The 20,626-nt window shown below is 71.5% G+C and carries 23 protein-coding genes and 2 tRNA genes; 13 read left to right on the top strand and 12 right to left on the bottom strand.

The genetic code is table 11. The annotated features are described in order from the left end of the window. Positions 1 to 216: 216 nt before the first annotated feature. The 3 genes from A4R43_RS39605 to A4R43_RS39595 all read left to right on the top strand — a co-directional run bounded on the left by A4R43_RS39605 (position 217) and on the right by A4R43_RS39595 (position 4,933). The gene (locus tag A4R43_RS39605) at positions 217 to 1,518 is read left to right on the top strand and encodes an IniB N-terminal domain-containing protein (RefSeq protein ID WP_113696765.1); all 1,302 of its coding nucleotides are present in this window, start codon (positions 217 to 219) and stop codon (positions 1,516 to 1,518) included. A gap of 137 nt (positions 1,519 to 1,655) precedes the next feature. Beyond that, the gene (locus A4R43_RS39600) at positions 1,656 to 3,494 is read left to right on the top strand and encodes a dynamin family protein (RefSeq protein ID WP_113696764.1); all 1,839 of its coding nucleotides are present in this window, start codon (positions 1,656 to 1,658) and stop codon (positions 3,492 to 3,494) included. Next, on the top strand, positions 3,491 to 4,933 hold the full coding sequence (locus tag A4R43_RS39595) for a hypothetical protein (protein WP_113696763.1): 1,443 nt from the start codon (positions 3,491 to 3,493) through the stop codon (positions 4,931 to 4,933). Before A4R43_RS39600 ends, A4R43_RS39595 begins: the two co-directional genes overlap by 4 nt. Here the strand turns inward: A4R43_RS39595 and A4R43_RS39590 are convergent. Further along, a complete protein-coding gene (locus tag A4R43_RS39590; protein WP_113696762.1) occupies positions 4,930 to 5,928 on the bottom strand; it encodes an autoinducer 2 ABC transporter substrate-binding protein in 999 nt (332 codons plus the stop codon). The two genes, A4R43_RS39595 and A4R43_RS39590, sit on opposite strands and share 4 nt — an antisense overlap. Before the next feature lie 228 nt (positions 5,929 to 6,156). Here A4R43_RS39590 and A4R43_RS39585 point away from each other — a divergent pair, with 228 nt between their 5' ends. Beyond that, complete coding sequence (locus tag A4R43_RS39585) at positions 6,157 to 6,546, top strand: VOC family protein (RefSeq protein WP_113696761.1); 390 nt, start codon at positions 6,157 to 6,159, stop codon at positions 6,544 to 6,546. On the opposite strand, the gene A4R43_RS39580 is transcribed toward A4R43_RS39585, so the two are convergent. Together A4R43_RS39580 and A4R43_RS39575 are read right to left on the bottom strand one after the other, a co-directional pair. Further along, a complete protein-coding gene (locus A4R43_RS39580) occupies positions 6,543 to 7,121 on the bottom strand; it encodes an LURP-one-related family protein (RefSeq protein WP_236808542.1) in 579 nt (192 codons plus the stop codon). The genes A4R43_RS39585 and A4R43_RS39580 overlap by 4 nt on opposite strands. 20 nt (positions 7,122 to 7,141) lie before the next feature. Continuing rightward, on the bottom strand, positions 7,142 to 8,089 hold the full coding sequence (locus A4R43_RS39575) for an RNA polymerase subunit sigma-70 (protein WP_113696760.1): 948 nt from the start codon (positions 8,087 to 8,089) through the stop codon (positions 7,142 to 7,144). An 89-nt stretch (positions 8,090 to 8,178) separates the two neighbouring features. Between A4R43_RS39575 and A4R43_RS39570 the strand changes: the two genes are divergently transcribed. The 3 genes from A4R43_RS39570 to A4R43_RS39565 all read left to right on the top strand — a co-directional run bounded on the left by A4R43_RS39570 (position 8,179) and on the right by A4R43_RS39565 (position 11,144). Then, entirely contained in the window at positions 8,179 to 8,742 is a 564-nt protein-coding gene (locus A4R43_RS39570) for a TIGR03086 family metal-binding protein (protein WP_236808541.1), read from the top strand. A 76-nt stretch (positions 8,743 to 8,818) separates the two neighbouring features. Continuing rightward, positions 8,819 to 8,941 (top strand): hypothetical protein, encoded by a 123-nt coding sequence (locus A4R43_RS44480; RefSeq protein WP_257791784.1) that lies wholly within the window; start codon positions 8,819 to 8,821, stop codon positions 8,939 to 8,941. A 37-nt stretch (positions 8,942 to 8,978) separates the two neighbouring features. After that, positions 8,979 to 11,144, top strand: coding sequence for a hypothetical protein (locus A4R43_RS39565; protein ID WP_162788761.1), 2,166 nt, complete (start codon positions 8,979 to 8,981; stop codon positions 11,142 to 11,144). A 13-nt stretch (positions 11,145 to 11,157) separates the two neighbouring features. On the opposite strand, the gene A4R43_RS39560 is transcribed toward A4R43_RS39565, so the two are convergent. Then, positions 11,158 to 11,231: transfer RNA gene (locus A4R43_RS39560), tRNA-Pro, on the bottom strand. 76 nt (positions 11,232 to 11,307) lie between these two features. Here A4R43_RS39560 and A4R43_RS39555 point away from each other — a divergent pair. Beyond that, a tRNA-Gly gene (locus tag A4R43_RS39555) sits at positions 11,308 to 11,381 on the top strand. Between the two features lie 82 nt (positions 11,382 to 11,463). Here A4R43_RS39555 and A4R43_RS39550 read toward each other — a convergent pair. The 5 genes from A4R43_RS39550 to A4R43_RS39530 form a co-directional block, all read right to left on the bottom strand. Beyond that, positions 11,464 to 11,910 (bottom strand): nuclear transport factor 2 family protein, encoded by a 447-nt coding sequence (locus A4R43_RS39550; protein WP_113696758.1) that lies wholly within the window; start codon positions 11,908 to 11,910, stop codon positions 11,464 to 11,466. Further along, positions 11,907 to 12,791 carry a TIGR03619 family F420-dependent LLM class oxidoreductase gene (locus A4R43_RS39545; RefSeq protein ID WP_113696757.1) on the bottom strand — a complete coding sequence of 295 codons (885 nt, stop codon included), beginning with the start codon at positions 12,789 to 12,791 and terminating at the stop codon, positions 11,907 to 11,909. Before A4R43_RS39545 ends, A4R43_RS39550 begins: the two co-directional genes overlap by 4 nt. Before the next feature lie 21 nt (positions 12,792 to 12,812). Then, entirely contained in the window at positions 12,813 to 13,130 is a 318-nt protein-coding gene (locus tag A4R43_RS39540; protein WP_113698191.1) for a transcriptional regulator, read from the bottom strand. Continuing rightward, positions 13,127 to 13,756 (bottom strand): hypothetical protein, encoded by a 630-nt coding sequence (locus A4R43_RS39535; RefSeq protein ID WP_162788760.1) that lies wholly within the window; start codon positions 13,754 to 13,756, stop codon positions 13,127 to 13,129. The genes A4R43_RS39540 and A4R43_RS39535 overlap by 4 nt, the downstream gene beginning before the upstream one ends. A 72-nt stretch (positions 13,757 to 13,828) precedes the next feature. Further along, on the bottom strand, positions 13,829 to 14,362 hold the full coding sequence (locus A4R43_RS39530) for an AAA family ATPase (RefSeq protein WP_113696755.1): 534 nt from the start codon (positions 14,360 to 14,362) through the stop codon (positions 13,829 to 13,831). Positions 14,363 to 14,444: 82 nt separating this feature from the next. Here A4R43_RS39530 and A4R43_RS39525 point away from each other — a divergent pair, with 82 nt between their 5' ends. From A4R43_RS39525 to A4R43_RS39515, 3 genes are all read left to right on the top strand, one after another. Next, positions 14,445 to 15,254, top strand: a complete 810-nt coding sequence (locus A4R43_RS39525; RefSeq protein WP_113696754.1) for a class I SAM-dependent methyltransferase — start codon at positions 14,445 to 14,447, stop codon at positions 15,252 to 15,254. Positions 15,255 to 15,489: 235 nt separating this feature from the next. Further along, positions 15,490 to 16,032, top strand: coding sequence for a C40 family peptidase (locus tag A4R43_RS39520; protein ID WP_418190784.1), 543 nt, complete (start codon positions 15,490 to 15,492; stop codon positions 16,030 to 16,032). Positions 16,033 to 16,152: 120 nt separating this feature from the next. Continuing rightward, the gene (locus tag A4R43_RS39515) at positions 16,153 to 16,932 is read left to right on the top strand and encodes a hypothetical protein (protein ID WP_113696752.1); all 780 of its coding nucleotides are present in this window, start codon (positions 16,153 to 16,155) and stop codon (positions 16,930 to 16,932) included. A gap of 4 nt (positions 16,933 to 16,936) precedes the next feature. On the opposite strand, the gene A4R43_RS39510 is transcribed toward A4R43_RS39515, so the two are convergent. Together A4R43_RS39510 and A4R43_RS39505 are read right to left on the bottom strand one after the other, a co-directional pair. After that, on the bottom strand, positions 16,937 to 17,746 hold the full coding sequence (locus A4R43_RS39510) for an Fpg/Nei family DNA glycosylase (RefSeq protein WP_113696751.1): 810 nt from the start codon (positions 17,744 to 17,746) through the stop codon (positions 16,937 to 16,939). After that, positions 17,746 to 18,213 (bottom strand): ribose-5-phosphate isomerase, encoded by a 468-nt coding sequence (locus tag A4R43_RS39505; RefSeq protein WP_205215166.1) that lies wholly within the window; start codon positions 18,211 to 18,213, stop codon positions 17,746 to 17,748. Before A4R43_RS39505 ends, A4R43_RS39510 begins: the two co-directional genes overlap by 1 nt. Before the next feature lie 59 nt (positions 18,214 to 18,272). On the opposite strand from A4R43_RS39505, the gene A4R43_RS39500 reads away from it, so the two are divergent. Both A4R43_RS39500 and A4R43_RS39495 read left to right on the top strand, forming a co-directional pair. After that, positions 18,273 to 19,037, top strand: a complete 765-nt coding sequence (locus A4R43_RS39500) for a 2-phosphosulfolactate phosphatase (protein WP_113696749.1) — start codon at positions 18,273 to 18,275, stop codon at positions 19,035 to 19,037. Then, a complete protein-coding gene (locus tag A4R43_RS39495; protein ID WP_113696748.1) occupies positions 19,034 to 19,768 on the top strand; it encodes an MBL fold metallo-hydrolase in 735 nt (244 codons plus the stop codon). The genes A4R43_RS39500 and A4R43_RS39495 overlap by 4 nt, the downstream gene beginning before the upstream one ends. Here A4R43_RS39495 and A4R43_RS39490 read toward each other — a convergent pair. Next, a complete protein-coding gene (locus A4R43_RS39490; protein WP_113696747.1) occupies positions 19,740 to 20,567 on the bottom strand; it encodes a CPBP family intramembrane glutamic endopeptidase in 828 nt (275 codons plus the stop codon). The genes A4R43_RS39495 and A4R43_RS39490 overlap by 29 nt on opposite strands. Positions 20,568 to 20,626: the final 59 nt, after the last annotated feature.

Here is a 20,626-nt window from a genome sequence, read left to right as displayed (position 1 = left end):
TCACGAGCTTGCGCGGACAGTAGTTCTTCCTACCAAGAACACACCGCGTGCAGGGGTCCCCCATGCGAAAGAGTGAAACGGCCCCTAATCCCCTAACCGCCGGGCGGGCGTCCGAAGTGCGGGTTAGGGCGGCGCGACCGGTGTCATCCCCGATGCGCCGGGCCGCCCCCCTTACCTAGCGTGAACCGCAGCACCCCCCGCCCTAGGAGTAACGAGTTGTCCCCCACCGGCCAGACCCTGCACGACTTCGTGCTGAACCTGCTCACCGACGACGCCGCGCGGTCCGCCTTCGGCGCCGACCCCGCCGCGGCCCTGTCCGGCGCGGGCCTGCAGGACATCACCGCCCAGGACGTCCAGGAGGTCGTCCCGCTGGTCCTCGACTACGCGCCCGGCGGGCTCACCCCGGAGTCGCTCGGGTCCGGCCTGCCCACCGGTGACCTGGCCGGCACCGACGCCATCGGCCAGCTGCAGGCGCTCGCGCAGGTCGCCGACGGCGGTTCGCTGCCCGAGCTGCCCGTGCTCGGTGACCTGACCGCCTCCTCCTTCGCCGAGGAAACCCCGCTCGGCTCGGTGGCCGGCGCGCACCAGGTCTCCCCCGAGGGTTTCGCCGCCACCGGCACCTACGCCGGTGAGCAGCTCACCGGGACCGCCAGCGGCGAGGCCAGTGCCGAAGGCGCCGCCGCCTCGCTCGCCACCGACAGCGACGCCGCCGACCTCGGCGGCTCGGTCTCCGGCACCACCCAGGGCGCCGCGGCGGCCGGTGGCTTCGCCAGCGAGCAGCTGTCCGCCGGTGCCGTCGGCGCGGGTGGCCTCGACGGGGTCAACGGCGCCTTCGGTGCCGCCTCCCCGGCCGGCGAGTTCGGTGGCGACCTGTTCGCCTCCACCGACGGCTTCGCCGGTTCGCTGAACATCGCGGGCCAGCACTACTCGGTCGACAGCGACCAGCTCGCCGACCTCGGCGGCAACCACCTCGCCGGTCTCGGCGAGCCCGTCGCCCTCGACGCCGCCATGCCGCGCAGCGGTGAGGAAGCCGCGTCGGCCACCTCCGGCACGCTCGCCGGGTACGTCACCACCGGTGGCGAGGTGCTGGCGGACGGCGTGGCCACCGGGGGCACCACCCTCGGCGGTTACCTGACCGGCGCGGCCCCGGCCGACCAGGTGGTCACCGACGGCGCCGCCTCCCTGTCCGACCAGATCGCCACCGGCACCGGCCAGCTCGCCGGCCAGCTGGAGAACCTGCCGATCGAGGTGCCCGAGGCGGACCTGCCCGCGGAGCTGCCCGCCGAAACCCCGGTGGACACCCCGGCCGACCTGCCGACCGACCTGCCCGCGGACGTGCCGTCGGACCTGCCCGCCGAGCTGCCGGTGGACCTGCCCGAACTGCCCGAGCTCCCGGTGGCGAACCCGCTGCCCGGCGGCAGCACCGGCGGTGCCTCCGAAAGCCCGCTCGGCCAGCTGAACCCCGGTCACTCGCTGCCGGACGTGGGTGACCTCACCGGCGGCCTGCTCGACTTCTAGATCACGGCGACTACCTCCCCTGTCGAGCCCGCGCCAGCTACACCCGCTCGGCGGTCGCCTCCCCGTGGCCCGGTCCGTTCACCTGAACGGACCGGGCCACTTTTGCATTTCGATTCGGACACGGCACACTCCTCCGGGTGATGGCTCCGCCCTGGCTCCAGCTGATGGACGACACCATCCGGGCCTGCGCCGCGCACGGAACCCCGGACCTGCTCCGCCGGCTGCGCGAAAGACGCGCCCAGCTGGTGGACCCGAAGCTGCGCATCCTGGTCATCGGCGAGACCGGGCAGGGCAAGAGCCAGCTGGTGAACGCGCTGGTCAACGCGCCGGTGTGCGCCACGGGTGACGACCTGACCACCACCGTGCCCGCGGTGGTGGAGTACGCCGAAGCCCCCACCGCGGCGGTGGTGCTGAGCGCTCCGCGCAACGACCGGATGATCGAGAGCGGCCCGTCGAACCAGCTGGTGCCCGCCGCGGTCGACTCGGTGACCGCCGACGCCAACCGCGAGGCCGCCCAGCCGGGCACCGAGATCGCCCGCGCGCACATCGGCCTGCCGCGGGCGCTGCTGGCCACCGGCCTGGTGCTGATCGACACCCCGCCCGCCGGGCACGCCGCCCGCTCGGCGCACGCGCTCTCGGAGATCCTGCAGGCCGACGCGGTGCTGATGGCCACCGACGCGACGAGCGAGTTCACCCCGAGCGAGCTGGACCTGCTCGGCCAGGTCTCCCGGGTCTGCCCGACGGTGATGGTGGCGCTGACCAAGATCGACATCGTGCCGGGCTGGCGGGTGGTGGCCGAGCGCAACCGCGCGCGGCTGGCCAAGGCCGGGGTGAGCGCCACGGTGGTGCCGGTCTCAGCCGCGCTCCGGCTGGCCGCGGCGAAGGCGGGCGACCGCGACCTCAACGCCGAATCGGGCTTCGAGGAGCTGCTGCACCGGCTCAAGCACGAGTGGCTGGACCAGGCCGACGTGCTGCACACCCGGTCGGTGGCCGCGCTGGCCGGGATGACCGTGGACCAGCTGGTGCCGCCGCTGCACGAGGAGTTCGCCACCACCCAGCGCGGGGACTCGCCGGAGGTGGTCGCCCGCTGGCAGGCCGCCGGCCGCAAGCTGGAGCAGCTCCAGCAGGACTCGGCGCGCTGGCAGACGCTGCTCGGCGACGAGATCGCCGACCTGATCGCCGACCTCGAGTACGACCTGCGCGACCGCACGCGGCAGATCCTGCGCGACGTCGACGAGTACTTCGACACCGCCGACCCCTCGCGCGACTGGGACACCTTCGAGGACTGGCTGCAGGACAACCTGGCCACCGTCGCCGAGACCAACTTCAACTGGCTGCTGGAGCGGTTCGACTGGATCGCGCACAAGCTGGCCAGGCAGGTCGCGCCGGGCGACGAGAACCTACTGCACGAGCTGCTGGTCGCGGACGCGCCGCCGGACCACGCGAGCGGCATCCGCAAGCCGCGGGTCGAGCGGTTCACCGTCGGCCAGAAGCTCTTCGTCGGCATGCGCGGGTCGTACACCGGCCTGCTGATGTTCGGCCTGGCGACCACGGTGGCCGGCATGCCGCTGATCAACCCGATCTCGCTGGGCGCCGGTGCCGCCTTCGGTGCGAAGAGCGTGTTCGAGGAGCGCGGCAACCGGCTCAAGCGGCGGCAGGCCACCGCGAAAACCGCCGCGCAGCGCCACGTCGACGACTTCTTCCTGGCCTACGGCAAGGAGAGCAAGGACGCCGCGCGACTGCTGCAGCGCGCGCTGCGCGACCGGTTCACCGCCTACGCCCAGCAGCAGCGGCAGGAGATCACCGCGTCGGCCAAGGCGATCAAGCAGGTCATCGACAACGAGGCCGCGCAGCGCAAGCAGCGCGCGCAGGAGATCAGGACCGCGGTGAACGAGCTGGCCGCGATCAAGCAGCGGATCAAGGCCCTGTCGGCGACGCGGATCGTGCCCAGTTCCCCGCGGGGGCTGATCGCGTGATCGCCGAGGCCGCCGGCGAACTGCTCCAGCGCGCCCTCTCGCTCTACCAGGACAACGCCCGCGCGACGAGCTGGCTGGAACGGCACCTGGCGCGGTTCGCCGAACCGCTGCGGCTGGCCGTGGTCGGCTCGTCCGGTGCCGGGAAGTCGAGCCTGCTCAACGCGCTGGCGGGGGACGAGGTGGCGCCGCTCAAGCTCGGTGACCGCCAGGTGATGACCTGGTACCAGGGCGGGTCGGCGCCGCGTGCGCTGGCCTATCCGCCGGGTGGGGCCGCGCCGTGGGAGCTGGGCGCCGAGCGCACCGACCGGCGGCTGCGCGTGGACCTGTCGCCGCTGTCGGGGCAGCAGGTGGACCGGCTGGTGGTCGATTGGCCGAGCCGCCAGCTGCGTGACCTGGTGCTGATGGACACGCCCGCGCTGGATCCCGAGGCCGGACCGCAGGCGCTGGCCGGTGGGCTCACCGACGCCGACGCCGTGCTGTACCTGGTGCGACGGCCGCACGGCCCCGAGCTGGACGCGCTGCGCTCGCTGCACGGCCCGCCGAGCGGCTGGGCCCTGCCGGTGCACGCGATGGTGGTGTTGTCCAGGGCGGACGAACTCGGCGCCGGCCGGGTCGACGCGTTGATCTCGGCCCGGCAGGTGGCTCGCCGCTACCGCCGCACCGACGAGGTGCAGGACCTGTGCCAGGACGTGATCGCGGTCGCCGGGCTGGTGGCGAGCGCGGGCCGCACGCTGAGCGAACCGGAGTTCGCCGCGCTGTCCGCGCTCGCGCAGGTCCCCCGGCCGGATCTGGAAAGCAGGCTGCTGTCGGCGGACCGGTTCGTCCGCGCCGACGCGCCACTGCCGCTGAAGCCCAGCGCCCGCGAATGGCTGCTCGGCCGGTTCGGCCTGTTCGGGCTGCGCCTGGCGACCACGCTGATCCGCCGCGGCGCGAACACCGTGCCCGCGCTGGCCGGTCAGCTGGTGCAGCGCAGCGGGCTCGGCGAGCTGCGGGACGCGATCGGGCTGCAGTTCGCCGCCCGCGAGGACGTGCTGAAGGCCCGCGCGGCGCTGCTCGGGCTGGAGGTGCTGCTGCGCCGGGAACCACGGCACGGCAGCGAGCAGCTGGCCGCCGAGCTGGACCGCCTGGTGTCCGGCGCGCACGCGTTCGCCGAGCTGCGCGTGCTGGCGGCGTTGCGCGGTGGCCGGACCGAGCTGCCGGACGAACTGGCGGAGGACGCCATCCGGCTGACCGGCGGCCACGGCGTCGGCCTGCTGGAACGACTGGGCATCGAGGAGGAGGTCTCCCCGGCTGAACTGCAGGAGGCCATCCAGGACGCGCTGTGGCACTGGCGGGAGCAGGCGGTCAACCCGGCGCTGAGCGGCGTCGCCCGGCGGGCCGCCGAGGTGGTGCTGCGCAGTTGCGAGGCGATGCTGGCGCGGGATCCGGTGGCGCCCTAATAGTCGAACTGGTCCACGTTGTCGTTGGTGATCAGCAGCGGGTCGCCCAGGACCAGGGTCTTGTCGGCGCCGCTGTAGCGCACGGCTGGCAGTTCGGGGCTGACGTTGTTCATCGGCTCCGGGACCTTGCCGTCGGCGGCCAGCTTCGCCGCCCACGCGGTCAGGTAACCGAGGTTCTCCACGTCCCACAGCACCGACGCCGACGCCGAGCCGTCACGCAGGTACTCCTTCATCGACTGCGGGGTGCCGACGCCCACGGTGAAGACCTGCCCGATGCGCCCGGCCTCGCGGACCGCCTTCGCCACGCCCGGCGCGGAGGTGGTGCACTCGCCGACCAGCCCGGTGAGCTGGGGGTGCGCGGCCATCAGTTCTTTGGCCTTGGCGGCGGCCGCGTTCTGGTCCTCGCCGACGTAGACGATGTCGACGATCTGCGCTTCGGGGTAGTTCTGCGCGGTGTAGGCCTTCTGCACGGCGATCCAGGCGTTGAGGTTCGCCGCGGCCGGACCGCAGGACACGATCGCGTACTGCCCGGCGCCGCCGGTCTTGCGCATCAGCGCGTCGGTCAGCGCGCGGCCGACGCTTTCCGCGCCCGCCTGGTTGACGAAGAGTTCGCGGCCGGAGTTGGGCGCGTCGGTGTCGGTGGTGAGCACGCGGACGCCCCTGGCCTTGGCCTCGGCGACCACCGGGGCGAAGGACTCCGGGTCGTTCGGGGCGACCACCACCACGTTCACCCCGCGGCCGACGAACTCGCGCACGATGGCCGCCTGCTCGGCGGCGTCCGCGGTGAGCGGGCCGCGGTAGGTCCAGTTCACGCCGAGCAGCTGCGCCGCGCGCCTGCCTCCCTCGTTCATCGCGTCGAAGTAGGCGATGGACTGCACCTTGGGCACAAAGGCGACCTCGACCGGCCGCGCCTGCTGCTCTGGCGGCGGCTCAGCCCCGCACGCGGCCAGGAGCAGGCAGGCCGCGATCGCGGCGAGCCGTCTCGGCAGCCTCATCGATGGGTCCTTTCGTCGGGCGCACGCGCAGGACAGAACGAACGTCCACCACGTGGGTTGCGGGCGAGTAACCAAACCGCCGCGTTCTGATCAGGGTTGCGGGTCCGCCGGGCCGGGCGTGCGCGAACACGGAGTGTACGCGGACGGGCTCGTACCGCCGTCAACGGGCCGCGTTCCGGACGTGACCGGCGTCACGCCCATCCGGGCGTACCGCCTACCATCGGGCGAATGCTGAGAGACGCGCGGATCGAAGCCCGCATCCCCACGCAGGACCTCGAACGAGCACGACGCTGGTACGCCGAAAAGCTCGGCCTCGAACCGGTCGAGGAGCGCGAGGGCGGCCTCCGTTACGAAGGCGCCGCCGGGGTTTTCTGCCTGTTCGCCTCGGCCGGTGCCGCCGACGGCTCGTTCACCCAGCTGGCGTTCAACGTCGACGACATCGACGCCACCGTCGCCGCGCTGCGTGCCCGCGGGGTGGTGTTCGAGGAGTACGAGGGCACCGTCGGCGGCATCATCGAAATCGACGGCAACTATCCGAGCAAGGGCCGCGGCGAGCGCGGTGCGTGGTTCCGCGACAGCGAGGGCAACATGCTCGGCATCGGCCAGGCGGTGCGCTAGCGGGCCTGCAGCGCGTCCACCGCCACCGCCTGCGCGATCACCAGCCGGTGGTCGATCCCGGCGTCGGCGATGTCGATCCGGTAGTGGTCGCGCAGCCAGGTCTTCTTGTCCACGCTGAACACCGGGCCGTTTTCGCCGGCGAAGTCGAAGTGGTAGCGGAACGGGAACGGGATGTTCTCGATGATCGGCAGGAAGTTCCACACCCGCCGCAGCACGGCGATGCCGCCGTGGCGCTCGCGGCCGGTGACCGTGGGCCTGCCCGGCTGGTCGAGGTGCCAGGTCGAGTTGACCAGCGACTTGCCGAAGTCCTTGCGGAACAGGCCGATCGACCGGCCGTCGGCGTCGGTGACGTCGTAGCCGCTGCCGAGGTCGATCACCTTGCGGGCCTTGAACCTGGCCAGCACGGCGCGCTTCGACGAGTCGGTGTAGATGGTCACCTCTTCCTTGAACTTCAGCCGTTTCTGCTCGACGAACGCGATCAGCTCGCCGGGCTCGCCGCCCTGGTCGGCGAAGATCTGGTAGCGGTTCACCGCGAAGGTGACCTTCTGGTGCATGTGCAGCGTGGCTTGGGTCACAACCGCAGTCTCTCACCCGGTCAGGTGACGGTCGCGGGCAGGCCGAACCGCGGCCGGAGACCGTCGTGGAGGAACCAGGTCAGCGCGCTGATGCCGTCGCCGGTGGGGGTCAGCACAAAAAGCCCGGCCGGTTTGCCGTCGAGGTAACAGCCGAACGCGGGCTGGGTGTTCGCGCGCGTCGGCACCAGACGGCGGATGCGCGGCCCGCACCAGGTGGCGAACGTGGTGAACAACGCGGCGATCCCGTCGCCCTGGTATTCGTGCGGCGCGGGTGGCATGGACAACCACGCGTCGTCGGTCAGCAGGGCGAGAATGCCGTCCACGTCACCGGCGGTGAACGCGTCGGCGAAGCGCCGGGTCAGTTCGCGCTCAGCCGGGGAGTCCGGTAACGGCGTGTGGTCGGGGTCGGCGGGCCGGTCGAGCTGGGCGCGGGCGCGCTGCAGGGCGCCCTTGACCGCGGTCGGGCTGGTGCCGAGCAGTTCGGCGGCCTCGGCGGTCGAATAACCGAGCACGTCACGCAGCAGGAGCGTGGCGGTCTGCCGCGGCGGCAGCCGTTGCAGGGCCGCGATGAAGGCGAGTTCGACGGTTTCCCGGCGGTGGTAACTGGTTTCCGGGCCCAGCACGGCGTCCGGGCACGGCTGGAGCCACGTCACGTCCGTGCGGCGACTGGGCTCCGGCGGCTCGAACGACGGCGTCGGCTCGGGCGGGCGCCGACGGCTGGCGTCCCGCATGGCGTTGAGGCAGCGGTTGGTGGCGATGCGGTAGAGCCAGGTCCGCACCGAGGCGCGGCAGGCGTAGCCGTCCAGCCCGCGCCAGGCCGCGAGCAGGGTTTCCTGCAGCACGTCCTCGGCGTCGGTGAGGGAGCCGAGCATGCGGTAGCAGTGGACGCGCAGCTCGTGGTGGTGCGGTTCGGTCAGCTCGCGGAAGGCCCGCTCGTCCCCGCGGCGGGCGCGGTCCAGTACGTCCACGCGCGGATCTTCGCACGGCGGACCGTTCCGTCCGGGGCGCGAGTGGTGTCAGCACAGGAGTCCACCGATGATCAACCCAGGAGGAACCCGTGACCGACCCACTCGACGACCTGACTGCCGCCACCGCCCGCGTGGCCGAGCTGATCGACGGCATCCGGCGCTGGGACGCGGAAACCCCGTGCCCGGCGTGGAACGTGCGCGACGTGGTCAACCACCTCGTGCTCGGCAACCGCCTGTTCACCGGCATCCTGCGTGGTGAGGCAGCCGTGACGCCCGAGGCACTGGACCCGGCCAAGTCCGACGCGCTCGGCGACGCCCCGGCGGACGCGTATCGGAAGGCCACCGGCGAACTGCGCACCGAATTCCGGCAGCCCGAGATCCGGACGCGGATCTTCGAGGTGCCGGTCGGCGCGGTGCCGGGAGTCGCCGCGATCCTGCTGCGCACCACCGAAGAACTCGTACACGGCTGGGATCTGGCCCGCGCCACGGGACAGCCGCCGGGGTTCCCGGAGGACGTCGCGGAGCGCGCGCTGGAGTTCAGCCGGGCCAAGCTCGCCGACGTCCCGCCGGACCGAAGCCCGTTCGCGCCGCCGAAGCAAGTGCCGTCCGGGGCTCCGGCCATCGACCGGCTCGCCGCGTTGCTGGGCCGCTGACGCGGTGGCGAGATCTTGGCGGTAGTTGTCGTCGGCGTCCGTGTTGCCTGCCGTGTTTCCCCGTCATTCTCGGGAAATGCGCAAAGCCATCGTTTCCTTGACCACCTTCTGCAAGGACTTCGCCTACGGCATCCACGCGGGCAACGCGATCCGCCACGGGCTGGCGGTGCCGCGGCGCAGGCGGAAGATCCGCCGATAACAACGCGGAACCGGGCGGGATGCTCGACGATGGGCGGGTGACCGACGTCGAGCCCGTGCCCGTCCTGACCGAGCTGTCGGCGCGTGAGCGCGAACTGGTGCGCGCCGCCCGCCACGGCGACGAGCTGGTGTGCGGCGAGGTGAGCAGCAACCTTCTCGCCGCCACCAGCGATCCGGATCAGCAGGTCCGGGCCCGGCTGATCCGTGAACTGCTCCGCGGGGAGCACGGCGAACTCGATCCCCACGGGGTCCGGCTCCGGGGTGCCCGCATCGTCGGGCACCTCGACCTGGACCACCTCGAAACCAGCGCCGGGCTCGAGCTGACCGGTTGTGCCTTCACCTGGCCGATCACCGCGTTCGGCGCTCAGCTGCCCCGGTTGATCCTGACGGGCAGCCGCATCATCGGGCTGTACGCGCGCGGCCTGCGCGTCACCGGAGACCTGGTACTGGAAGACGGTGACGTGCGGGACTCGGTCCAGTTGTCTGGCGCGCACATCGACGGCGCGCTCCGAGCCTCGCGACTGCGCGGTGGCACCTTCGACGCCGACGATGCGAAGGTCGACGGCGACCTCCGCCTGGCGCACGCAAACATCATCAGCACCAGCGCACACGGCGCGATCCGCCTGCACGGCGCGCACATCGGCGGCCAGCTCTCCGCCGAGCACCTGCGCTGCGACAACCCCTCCGGCATCGCCGTGAACGCCGAGCACCTGGACATCGGGGGTGGTCTGTACCTGGACAACGCGCACCTCACCGGCCACAGCCCGCTCGGCGCGATCCGCCTGCACAGCGCCCGCATCGGCGGCCAGCTCAACCTGACGCGCCTGAACTGCGCCAACGCCGGCGGGCCGGCGCTGAGCGCCGAGCGCATCCAGGTGACCGGGAGCCTGCACCTGGCCGGGGCACGCTACGCCGGCCGCGGCGAGAACGGCACGGTCCGCCTCGTCGACGCGCACATCGGAAGCCAGGTCAACGCCGAGCACCTGCACTGCGACAACCCCTCCGGCGTCGCGCTGCTCAGTGACGACCTGAAGGTTGACGGTGATCTGCACCTGACGCACGCGCGGCTCACCGGCAACAGCGCACAAGGCGCGATTCGCCTGCACAGCGCGCACATCGGCGGTCAGCTCAACGCGGAAGGCCTGCACTGCGACAATCCCGGCGGCAGCGCGTTCGTCGGTGCGAACCTGACCGTGCTCGGCAATCTGTACCTGATCAGCGCGTGGTTCACCGCGAACAGCGAGCACAGCGCCGTCTGCCTGCACGACGCCCAGATCAGGGGTTTGCTGAACGCGCGGTGGTTGCGTGGTGAGAACACCAGCGGGTCCGTGCTGTGCGCGGATCGCCTTCGCGCGGAGCGGAGCGTGACGCTGCGGCACGCGCGGCTCACCGGCGATCGCCAGGCAGCGGCCGTGCACCTGCTCGGCGCGCACATCAGCGGTCAGCTCGTCCTCCGCGACACCGGGATCGACAACGGGTCGGCGATCGGGCTGGATCTCGAAGACACCCGGGTCGACGGCACGGTGTTCTTCCCGGCCGAGCTGGTCTGCCCCGAGCCGTGGGGCGGTTCGTGCCGGTACTCCCGATCCGTTGGGCTGGACGGTTTCACCTTCGACGCACTGTCCGATGTCGACTGGCCGGAGTGGGTGCACCTGATCCGCTTCCACACCGGTTACTACGCGCCGTCGCCGTACCAGAAGCTGGCCGTCGCGGAGCGGGCGGCGGGGCACGACAGCAACGCCCGGCACATCCTGATCGCGCAGCAGCGGGACCTGCACCGGCGGTCACCCGGGGCGCTGGGCGGGCCGCTGGCTCGCTGGGGTCACCGGCTGTGGGGCGCGCTGACCGGTTACGGCTACCGCACGCGCCGCACCGCCGCCGCACTGCTGCTGGCGCTCATCGCGGCGGGCGGCTTCGGCCTCTGGGCGGGTCACGTCGACACACGGCCCGGCTACGCCGCGGAACGCACCGCCGCCTCGGGAACGCCCGGGCAGCAGTGCACGCCTGTCGAACTCATCGGTTTGGGCCTGGACCGCGGGCTGCCGCTGGCCCCCACCGGCCTCCGCACGCGCTGCGATCTCGACACCGCGACCACGCCGGGACAGTGGTTCACGGTGGCCATCTGGCTCGTCCAGGCGGCGGTCTGGGGCCTGGCGACCCTCGCCGTCGCCGGCTACACCGGCCTCGTCCGCAAAACGGCCTGATCGCGGCCTGCGGTCGGGATGACAGGATTTGAACCTGCGACCCTTCGCTCCCAAAGCGAATGCGCTACCAAGCTGCGCCACATCCCGTAAGCCACCCGGGTGGCTTGCACCCAGCTTAGCGGCAACCGGTAAGCTGCCTGTGCACCCGGTACCACGGGCGCACGCGGGCGTAGCTCAATGGTAGAGCCCCAGTCTTCCAAACTGGCTACGCGGGTTCGATTCCCGTCGCCCGCTCCAACCACGAAAACCGCAGTTCAGGCACAACAGTGAAGCGGCGGCCCCGGCCAAGGGAGCCGCCGCTTCCGCCGTTCTACCGGGGTCAGTCCTTGACCTCACGCGCCGTTGCCATCGCGCGGTCGGTTTCCCAGAAGGCACGCATCGAGCGGATCAGGCCGTCTTCGCCGACGCGGTAGACGAAAACGCCGTCCGTGTCGACGCGGTAGTTGCCGGGCAGGTAGGTGGTGATGGTGCCGACGTTGGCCACCTCGTCCCCCGCCGCGTGGGAGTCGCGGATGGTGAATTCGAAGCGCTCCACCTGCCCGATCGTCTTGTCCCAGAACGCCGAGATGCCTTCCCGGCCGTGGTGCCCCTTGCCCTCTTCGTCGAAAAAGGACGGGCCGACCGGGTCCTCCACGGTCGCGTCGTCGGCGAACAGGGACAGCCACTCCTCCTTCGCCCCGCGCACCACCGCGTTCATCGACCGCCACGCCGCCACGCGCGCCGGCGGCTGCTCGGCCTCGGGATCCCAGCTGACCGTGATGCTCATCCTCGCTCCCCTCCGACCACCGCGATGACCTCATCCCCGAACCGGCGGATCGAATCCTTCTTCGCCGACAGCTCACCGTCGAAACCGATGCCGTCGAACATCCACGGCATGGTGATCACGTCCGTCACGCCGATGTCCGCCTGCGCGCGATACCCGTCCACGCCGAAGCTGTCGATGCACACCGCCTGGTATTCGAACGGCGCATCCGCCCGGCCCGCCTCCGCCAGCAACTCACGCAGCCGCCCGATCGTGGACCGCAGGTCGTCGAACTTCATCATCGCCGACGACCAGCCGTCCGCGTACTTCGCCGCCCGCTTCAACGCCACCTCGGTGTGCCCGCCCACGTAGAACGGCACCCGCTTCGGCGGCGTCGGGCTCATGCGCAGCTTGCCGAAGTCGAAGAACTCCCCGTGGTACTCGACCATCCCGCCGTCGAGGATCAGCCGCAGCACCTCGATCGCCTCGTCCACCCGCTTGCCGCGCCGGGCGTACGGCGCGCCGCACCATTCGAACTCCTCCGGCGACCAGCCGACACCGAGCCCCAGCCCGAACCGCCCGCCGGTCAGCGCGGCCACCGAGTTCACCTGCCTGGCCAGCAGCACCGGGTTCCGCGACCCCAGCTTCAGCACCGACGTGTAGAACTCGATCGTCGAGGTGACCGCGCCCATCGCCGCGGTGGCGACCAGCGGATCGGCCCACGGCGTCTCCTCGTTCCAGAACCTGTTCCCGTCCGGCGTGTACGGGTAGTCCGCCGACACCTCCTCGGAATAGAACAGCGAGTCCGGCAGCACGACCGAGGAAAAACCGCTCTGCTCAGCCGTGACCGCCAACTCGGTGAGCTGGTCCAGCGGGCTCATGGCAATCGAGAGGGAGAACTTCACAGCGCAGAACTATAACGTGTTCTAGTCGCGCTGGCTATCCCGTCCACTTCCGTTCAGCAGCGCCTTCAGCGACGCCGTGTAGTCCTCGAAGGCCAGCCGCCCGCGCCGGGTGAGCGACACGTACGTCACCGGCGTGCGGCGCTGGTGGGTCTTGGTGATCTCGACGTACTCCGCGTCCTCGAGCTTGCGCAGGTGCGTGGACAGGTTCCCGGCGGTCATGCCCAGCAGTTCCTGCAACCGCGGGAACGAGATCGAGTCACCGTCGGCCAGCGCGGCGAGCGCGACCGTCACCCGCAACCGCGCCTGCGCGTGGATCACCGGGTCCAGTTCCACGCTCATCGGCACCGCCGCTGCTCGACCAGCCACGCCGACCCGAACGAGAGCAACCCGCCGACGGCCACCACCGCGTTCTGGTAGTCCACCCCGGCCAGCACCGCGCCGACCGCGGTCAGCAGGAGCACCACCCCGGAGCCGTAGAACAGCACGTCGCGGTACATCGCGCCGCCCGCCAGGCACAACGCCCCGGCCAGGCCCATCATGGTGCCCGCCCACAGCGGCGGGATCAGCTCCTCGGGCATGCCCTTGGCCATCAGCAGCAGGTTCACCGCGATCACCGTGGCGAAGGCGATCGGCCAGCTGAAGCCGTACATCGCCCCGGCCTTCGAGGACGTGCCGCGCACACCCCGGCCCGAGCGAATGCCGACCACCGCGCTGGTCACCGAGCCGGTCGCGAACAACACGGTCATCACCACCCCCGGCACCCAGAGCGGGAAAACCGGCCCCGGCCAGCCGTTGCCCGCCAGGTGGAAGGTGCCGAAGGCGAGGAACCACAGCACGGCCCACAGGCCGGGCAGGTGCCTGCCCCCGCCGTGCAGCCGCTTCGCGGCCACCGCCGACTCCCGGTTGATCAGTTCCAGCGACTCCCGCGCCGACAACGGCGGGCTCTCTCCGGACATCGTGGTCACGTCCCCTCCAACTTTGCGATTCAAAGTACTTGGACTTTGTATCGCAAAGTTGTTGGCCGGAGCAACCCTCGGTTACCGCACCTGACCCTCGGTCCAGCCGCGCGCGAGGATCTCGGCGGCAGTCTCCGCGGGGGTCTGCCGCGAGGAATCCAGCCAGAGCCCGACCTTCGGGGTGTTGCGGCGAAGTTCGTCGTCGAGCATCTGGGGCGTATAGCCCACGTACGCGCTTTTGGCCCGGCCCCGCTCACGCTCCGCGACGACCGCCGGATCGGGCGCGAGCACCACGACGATCAGGGGACGGCTGCGCAGCAGGCCGATCACCTCCGGCAGGTACTCGCCGAGGATCACGTCCTGGAAAACCACGTCGAACCCGGCGTCGAAGTAGCCGTCGGCACAGGCCGCGGCCAGGCGGTACCGCAGCCGCAGCTGCGCGATCGCCTCCGGGGTCGGCTCGGCCGACATCTCGTGGCGGCCGGTCACCACCATCCTGCGGAAGGTGTCACCCCGCAGGTGCACCGCGGCGGGCAGCGAGGTGGCCAGTTCCTGGGCCACCGTGGACTTCCCGGCGGCGGAGATGCCGGTGATCAGGTAGACGGCTTTCGACATGGCGGCGATGCTTCCAGCCCCGCCGCTCGCCCGCAGCTGAATTTGTTGCCGCCGCCCGATTCCGCCGACCACAATCCCACGCATGGGTACAGCTGGGGTATTCGACGGGGACACCGCGGACAACTACGCCGAATACCGGCGCGGATATCGACCGGCCGAGATCGAATTCCTGGCCACCCGGTTCGCGTTGGGCGAACACGCGAAGGTGCTCGATCTCGGGTGCGGTACCGGGCAATTGACCATCCCGCTCGCCGGGCACGCCGGCTGCGCGATCGGCCTCGATCCATCCGCCGACATGCTCACCCACGCCCGGCGGAAAGCCAAAGAAGCCGGGGTGGGCAACACGGCGTGGCTGGTCGGTTACGACAGCGACATCGGTGACCTCGAAGCACTGCTGGGCGAGGAAAGCCTGCGCCTGGTCACCATCGGGCAGGCACTGCACTGGATGGCTGCGGAAACGGTGTTCACCGCGCTCTGGCCACTGCTCGAACCGGGTGGCGGCATCGCCGTCGTCGCCAACGGGACGCCGGTCTGGACCCAGGACGCACCCTGGGCGCCGGCGCTGCGCGAAACCGCGTCGAAATGGCTCGGCCCGCTGAGCTTCCCGACCTGCGGGACCAGCCGCGCCGAACGCGACCGGTATGCGGAACTGCTGGTCAGGACCGGGTACACCGAGGTCGGCGAGCATCGGGCCGACTACCGCGAAGTGTTCGGCATCGACGAGTTCATCGGGTCCTTCTACTCGGCCGCGCCCCGGGACCGGCTGGCCCCGGAGCAGTGGGATTCCTTCGACCAAGATCTTCGCCAGGCATTGGCCGCCGCGCAACCGGACGGCCGGTTCACCGAGGCGGTACCGGTACGAATACTGACCGGCCGTAAACCGAAAGGGTGAGCCAAAACACCTCCCGCACTGTGATCTGCGTCACAGCGATTTCTTTATCGGTGTGCAAGTTCGGTCCCCTGGAGCTGGGAATTCACCCTGATATCCGGTCGTGATCTGTAGCCCGCATCACCTGAACCGGGAATCCCCATATTTCGAAATCCGGGGTCAGTCGTGTTTATCGTCCCGTGATCGGTCGTTTCGGCCGATGTCCCCGACACGCACGAAACACCCTGGAGGACGAATAGTGTCCACCGCATCGCTGCCGCGCCGCACCCGGCGGCTCGGCACCGTGACCGCAGCTTTCGTGGCCGGCGCGGGAGCGCTTCTCACCCTGCCCGGCACCGCGTCCGCAGCGGACGCCCCCGCCGTCCCCGTCCCGGTGGAAGCCCCCGACCACCGCGGGGTCACCCACACCGAAGCCGCGCCGCCCAAGCCGGCCGGGCAGAGCCTGGTCGAGAAGGCGGCCGAGCAGCAGGGCAAGCCGTACAGCTACGGCGCCACCGGCCCGGACAGCTTCGACTGCTCCGGCCTGACCCAGTTCGTGCACCGCCAGCTCGGCATCGAGCTGCCGCGCACCTCACGCGACCAGCGGGCCGCCGTGGCCTCGGTGGACAAGTCCGCCATGCAGCCCGGCGACCTGATCTTCTTCGCCAACTCCGGCGGCAGCGTCTACCACGTGGGCATCTTCGCCGGTGACGGGCAGATGTGGGCCGCGCCGGAGTCCGGCGACGTGGTCCGCCTGCAGAAGATCTGGACCGACTCCTACACCGTCGGCCGCGCCTGGTGACCACCTGACCACTGGCCCGGCTCACCATCCCCCGGGTGAGCCGGGCCACCCGTCAGGGGGAACCTCCGCGGTGACGTCCGCGTTGTCCGGTTCAGGAGACCGACAACCCAGGGAGTCACCATGGGCACCGCGATCGTGCTGATCGTTCTCGTCGTTCTGGTGGTCGGCGGCGGGGTCTACCTCGCCAGGAAGAACGCGGCGGCCAAGCAGCAGCGCCTCGACGACGCCAAGGCCGACGCCCGCCGCCTGCTCGAACGCCTCGGCGGGCAGGTGCTCAACCTCACCGGCTCGGACACCGCCTCGCAGCAGGCGCTGGCCGACGCCGCCGAGCGCTACAACGCGGCCGGCTCGCAGATGGAGCAGGCGCAGACCGAGGAACAGGCCAGGCTGGTCAAGGAAACCGCCGTCGAAGGCCTCTACTACGTGCGCGCGGCGCGCCTCGCGATGGGCATGGATCCCGGTCCGGACCTGCCGCGCGACCCCGAGCGCGAGAACGCGGGCAAGGTCACCGAGTACCGCTCGGTCGACGTCGAGGGCCAGCACTACGAGGCCTCGCCCGACCCGACTTCGAACACCCCGCACTACTACCCCGGCGGCCGCGTGGCCGGGCGCCCGGTGCCGCAGGGCTGGTACAGCGAGCCCTGGTGGAAGCCGGCGCTGGTCGCGGGTGCCTGGGGTCTCGGCTCGATGCTGCTGTTCAGCGCGATGTTCTCCGGCATGGCCGGGATCGCCAGCGCGTCGGCGTGGGAGTCCGGTTACGACGCCGGTCAGGAGGACGCGGCGGCCGAGGCCGACGCGGGCGGCGGCGACATGGGCGGCGACGCCGGTGGTGGCGACTTCGGCGGCGGCGATTTCGGTGGTGGCGACTTCGGCGGCGGGGACTTCGGCGGCGGTTTCTGACCGCTCACGAAGGCTGGCAGGCCGGGCACCAGTACAGCTTGCGGCCCGCCAGTTCCTGGAAGGCCACGGGCGTACCGCAGACCAGGCACGGCTGACCGGTGCGGCGGTAGACGTAGACCTCTCCGCCGTGCCGGTCCCGCCGCGGCGCGCGGCCGGTGACCTCGGGCAGGTGCTCGTCGGCCACCGTGTCGATCCGGCCGGTGCGCACGCCCTCGCGCATCAGCACCACCAGGTCCGCCCACATCGCGTCCCAGAGCGAGCGGTCCAGCGTCTTCCCGGGGAGCATCGGGGCCACGCCGTGCCGGAACAGCACCTCGGCGCGGTAGACGTTGCCGACCCCGGCCAGCACCGACTGGTCCATCAGCAACGCGGCGATCGAGGTCCGCGAACCGGAGATGCGCTGCCACGCCAGTTCCGGCTTGGCGTCGCGGCGCAGCGGGTCCGGCCCGAGCCGTGCCTTGATCGCGTCGGCCTCGCCCTCGGTGAGCAGCTCACAGCGCGTCGGCCCGCGCAGATCGGTCCAGTGCGTGCGGCCGACCAGCCGCATCCGCACCTGCCCCACCGGTTCCGGCGCGGGCAGCTTCGCCTCGCCGAAGGTGCCGTACAGCCCGAGGTGGACGTGCACCACGCCCGCCGGTCCGTAGTCGTGGAACAGGTGCTTCCCGTACGCCTCGGCGGTTTTCAGCACCTGACCGTCCACAACGGACGCTTCGGCGGCGAACCGGCCCTGCGGGCTGGACACCTCGACCGGGGCACCGCCGTAGCGCCGCTTGTGCAGCCGCGCCAGGCGGTGCAGGGTGTGCCCCTCCGGCATCAGGGCAGCGCCGGGGGCGTTCCGGTGCGCTCGTAGTCCAGCAGCTGCCGCACCCGCCGCCCGTGCCGCTCGTCCGGCGACGGCTCGGTGGCGAGGAACGCCTCGACGATCTCGACGGCCTGCTCGGTGGTGTGCATCCGCGCGCCGACCCCGATCAGCTGGGCGTGATTGTGCTCACGCGTCAGCTTCGCGGTCTCCACGCTCCACGCCAGCCCGGCGCGGGCGCCGGCGACCTTGTTCGCGGCGATCTGCTCACCGTTGCCGGAGCCGCCGATGACGATGCCGAGGCTGCCCTCGTCGGCGACCACCCGGCGGGCGGTCTCCACGCAGAACGCGGGGTAGTCGTCGGCCGGGTCGTACTCGGCCGGACCGACGTCGGTCACTTCGTGGCCCTGCTCGCGCAGGTGCTGGACCAGGTGGTTCTTCAGGTCGAAGCCCGCATGGTCGGCTCCAAGGTAAACACGCACGGGGTCAGAGTCTGCCATCCGGCGGAGCACGGGGCGCGCCCGCCCGGCATGCTGTGACGATGAGCATCTTCGGGCAGCCGGGGCACGACATCAGGCTCGAATGGGGCGAGTCGGGGATCACCGCACTGGGCGCGGAATGCGCGGTGCTGATCATCGTGGACGTGCTCTCGTTCTCCACCACCGTGGACATCGCGCTCAGCCGCGGCGCCCGCGTGCTGCCGCTGCGCTGGCGCGACCAGCGCGCGGTGGAGGCCGCACGCGAGGCGGGGGCCGTCCCGGCCGGTGAATGGGAATGGAACCTGCGACCGGCGTCGGTGCTGACCATTCCGGCGGGCACGCTGCTGGCACTGCCGTCCCCGAACGGCGCGACGCTGTGCGCGATGGCGGCCAGCGCGGGCACCCAGGTGCTCACCGGCTGCCTGCGCAACGCGCGCGCGGTGGCCAGGATGGCGCGCGTGCTGGCGCAGGGCGGGCCGATCGGCGTGGTGCCCGCCGGGGAGCGCTGGGGCGTCGACGTGCTCACCGATCTCGGGTCCAGCGGGCCGCTGCGGCCGAGCGCGGAGGACCTGCTCGGCGCCGGGGCCATCGTCGACGCGCTGATCACCGCGGGCGCGCAGTGGCCGTCGGCCGAAGCGAGCCTGGCCGCGCGCGCCTACCGGGCCGCGGGCGCCGACGTCGGCGCGGTGGTGGCCAGTTCGTCGTCGGGCAAGGAACTCAGCCAGGCCGGGCACATGCGCGACGTGGATCTGGCGATCGCGGTGAACTCGTCCAAGATGGCGCCCTATCTCGACGAAGGCGTCTTCGTCGACGTGACCCCGAAGTGACCGTGCGCTGGGACGAGGTCGCGGACGGCGTGTACGCCCGCCGCTACCGCGAATGGGACCTGACCGTCGGGCTGGTCGTCGGCGACGGCGCCTGCCTGGTGATCGACACCCGCGCCAACGCGGAGGAAGGCGCCGAACTGGCGGGCGCGGTGCGCGAGGTGACCCCGCACCCGTGGACCGTGGTGCTCACGCACGACCACTTCGACCACTCGTTCGGCGTCCCGGCGTTCCTGCCGTGCGAGGTCTGGGCGCACGAGAACTGCCACCGCGAGCTGGCCGCGCGCGGCCGGCTCGCGCTGCCCGACCGGCTGCTCAGCGACCGGGCCGAGCTGCACGTCGGCGGCCGCCGGGTCGAGCTGGTCCACTTCGGGCCCGCCCACAGCGACAACGACGTGGTGGTGCACGTGCCGGACGCGTCCGTGGTGTTCGCCGGCGACCTGGTCGAATTCGCGCCGCCAGGCTCGTTCACCGCGGAATCCTTCGGCACGGACACCACGCTCGGAGGCTGGCCGGGCGCGCTCGACGGTGTGCTCGGGCTCGGCGCCGAGGTGATCGTGCCCGGTCACGGTGCGCCGGTTGACCGCGACTTCCTGGTGGCGCAGAAGGAGATCCTGCGTCGTCTGATCACTTTGGACAGTGCCGTGCGCGCCGGTGAACTCGACGCGGCGGCGGCCATCGCCGCCTCCCCGGTGGCCGAGGACGTCACACGGGCCGCGTTGCGCCTCGGCTGACCGCCAGCGCCGCGGCGAATCCGCCGAGCACCAGCCAGCCGGTCCAGCCGAGCAGGCCGGTCTGCAGCGGGTCCACCACGTGCCCGCGACCGGCCAGCGTGCCGGTCAGCCGCGGGCCGACGTCGCTGACCACGCTGTGCGCGACCACGGTCGGCCAGACCGAGCCGGTGCGCAGCCGCAGCCACCCGATGTACACGCCGATCAAACAGCCGCCGGCCAGCACCGCGGGCACGGTCAGCCACGCGGGATGACCGGGGAACTGGCCGCCGAGCAGCACCGTCGGCAGGTGCCACAGCCCCCAGATCGCGCCCATCAGCAGCAGGGCGCGCCAGTACCCCAGCGGGAGCAGCCGCGGCAGCAGATAACCCTGCCAGCCGAGTTCCTCACCGAGGAACAGCGGCAGCGACAGCACGAACCCGGCCGCGTTCACGGCGAAGAACGACAACACCGAGAAGCCGGAGAGGTCGGGCTCGTACACCCCGGCCATCGTCGCCAGCGCCAGCGACGCGACGGACAGGGCGAGCGTCGCGAGAAAGGCCAGCACGCAGCTACCCGGCCGCGGCCGGGTCATGCCGAGCAGCCGCGGCAGCTCGCGTGGGCGGTGGTCCCGCGACAGCACGAGGATCGCGGCCAGCGCGGGCGTCAGCATCATCAGCGCGATGGACACCTGCGCGCCCAGGCCCGCTTCCTCCGCACCGTCCGCCCGCTCGAACCCGCTCAGCCACAGCGGCGTCATCACCAGCCACGCACCGCCGTAGGCCAGCAGGAGGAACCGGCGGACACCCCAGGAATCGATCATGCCCGGAACGCTAGAACCGCTGCCGGGCAAGGGAAATCGCGGCAGCACCCGGATCGGGG

Source organism: Amycolatopsis albispora, from assembly GCF_003312875.1.
Taxonomy (GTDB): Bacteria; Actinomycetota; Actinomycetes; order Mycobacteriales; family Pseudonocardiaceae; genus Amycolatopsis; species Amycolatopsis albispora.
The sequence above is the reverse complement of the archived record's forward strand: the minus strand, read 5'-3'. Positions and strand labels throughout refer to the sequence as shown.

Coding starts and splice junctions, on each gene's coding strand:
- A4R43_RS44480 (WP_257791784.1), top strand. CDS start 8,819: ATGCGCAAAGCCATCGTTTCCTTGACCACCTTCTGCAAGGACTTCGCC.
- A4R43_RS39515 (WP_113696752.1), top strand. CDS start 16,153: ATGGGCACCGCGATCGTGCTGATCGTTCTCGTCGTTCTGGTGGTCGGC.
- A4R43_RS39585 (WP_113696761.1), top strand. CDS start 6,157: ATGCTGAGAGACGCGCGGATCGAAGCCCGCATCCCCACGCAGGACCTC.
- A4R43_RS39550 (WP_113696758.1), bottom strand. CDS start 11,910: ATGAGCATCACGGTCAGCTGGGATCCCGAGGCCGAGCAGCCGCCGGCG.
- A4R43_RS39590 (WP_113696762.1), bottom strand. CDS start 5,928: ATGAGGCTGCCGAGACGGCTCGCCGCGATCGCGGCCTGCCTGCTCCTG.
- A4R43_RS39525 (WP_113696754.1), top strand. CDS start 14,445: ATGGGTACAGCTGGGGTATTCGACGGGGACACCGCGGACAACTACGCC.
- A4R43_RS39510 (WP_113696751.1), bottom strand. CDS start 17,746: ATGCCGGAGGGGCACACCCTGCACCGCCTGGCGCGGCTGCACAAGCGG.
- A4R43_RS39530 (WP_113696755.1), bottom strand. CDS start 14,362: ATGTCGAAAGCCGTCTACCTGATCACCGGCATCTCCGCCGCCGGGAAG.
- A4R43_RS39540 (WP_113698191.1), bottom strand. CDS start 13,130: ATGAGCGTGGAACTGGACCCGGTGATCCACGCGCAGGCGCGGTTGCGG.
- A4R43_RS39490 (WP_113696747.1), bottom strand. CDS start 20,567: ATGATCGATTCCTGGGGTGTCCGCCGGTTCCTCCTGCTGGCCTACGGC.
- A4R43_RS39500 (WP_113696749.1), top strand. CDS start 18,273: ATGAGCATCTTCGGGCAGCCGGGGCACGACATCAGGCTCGAATGGGGC.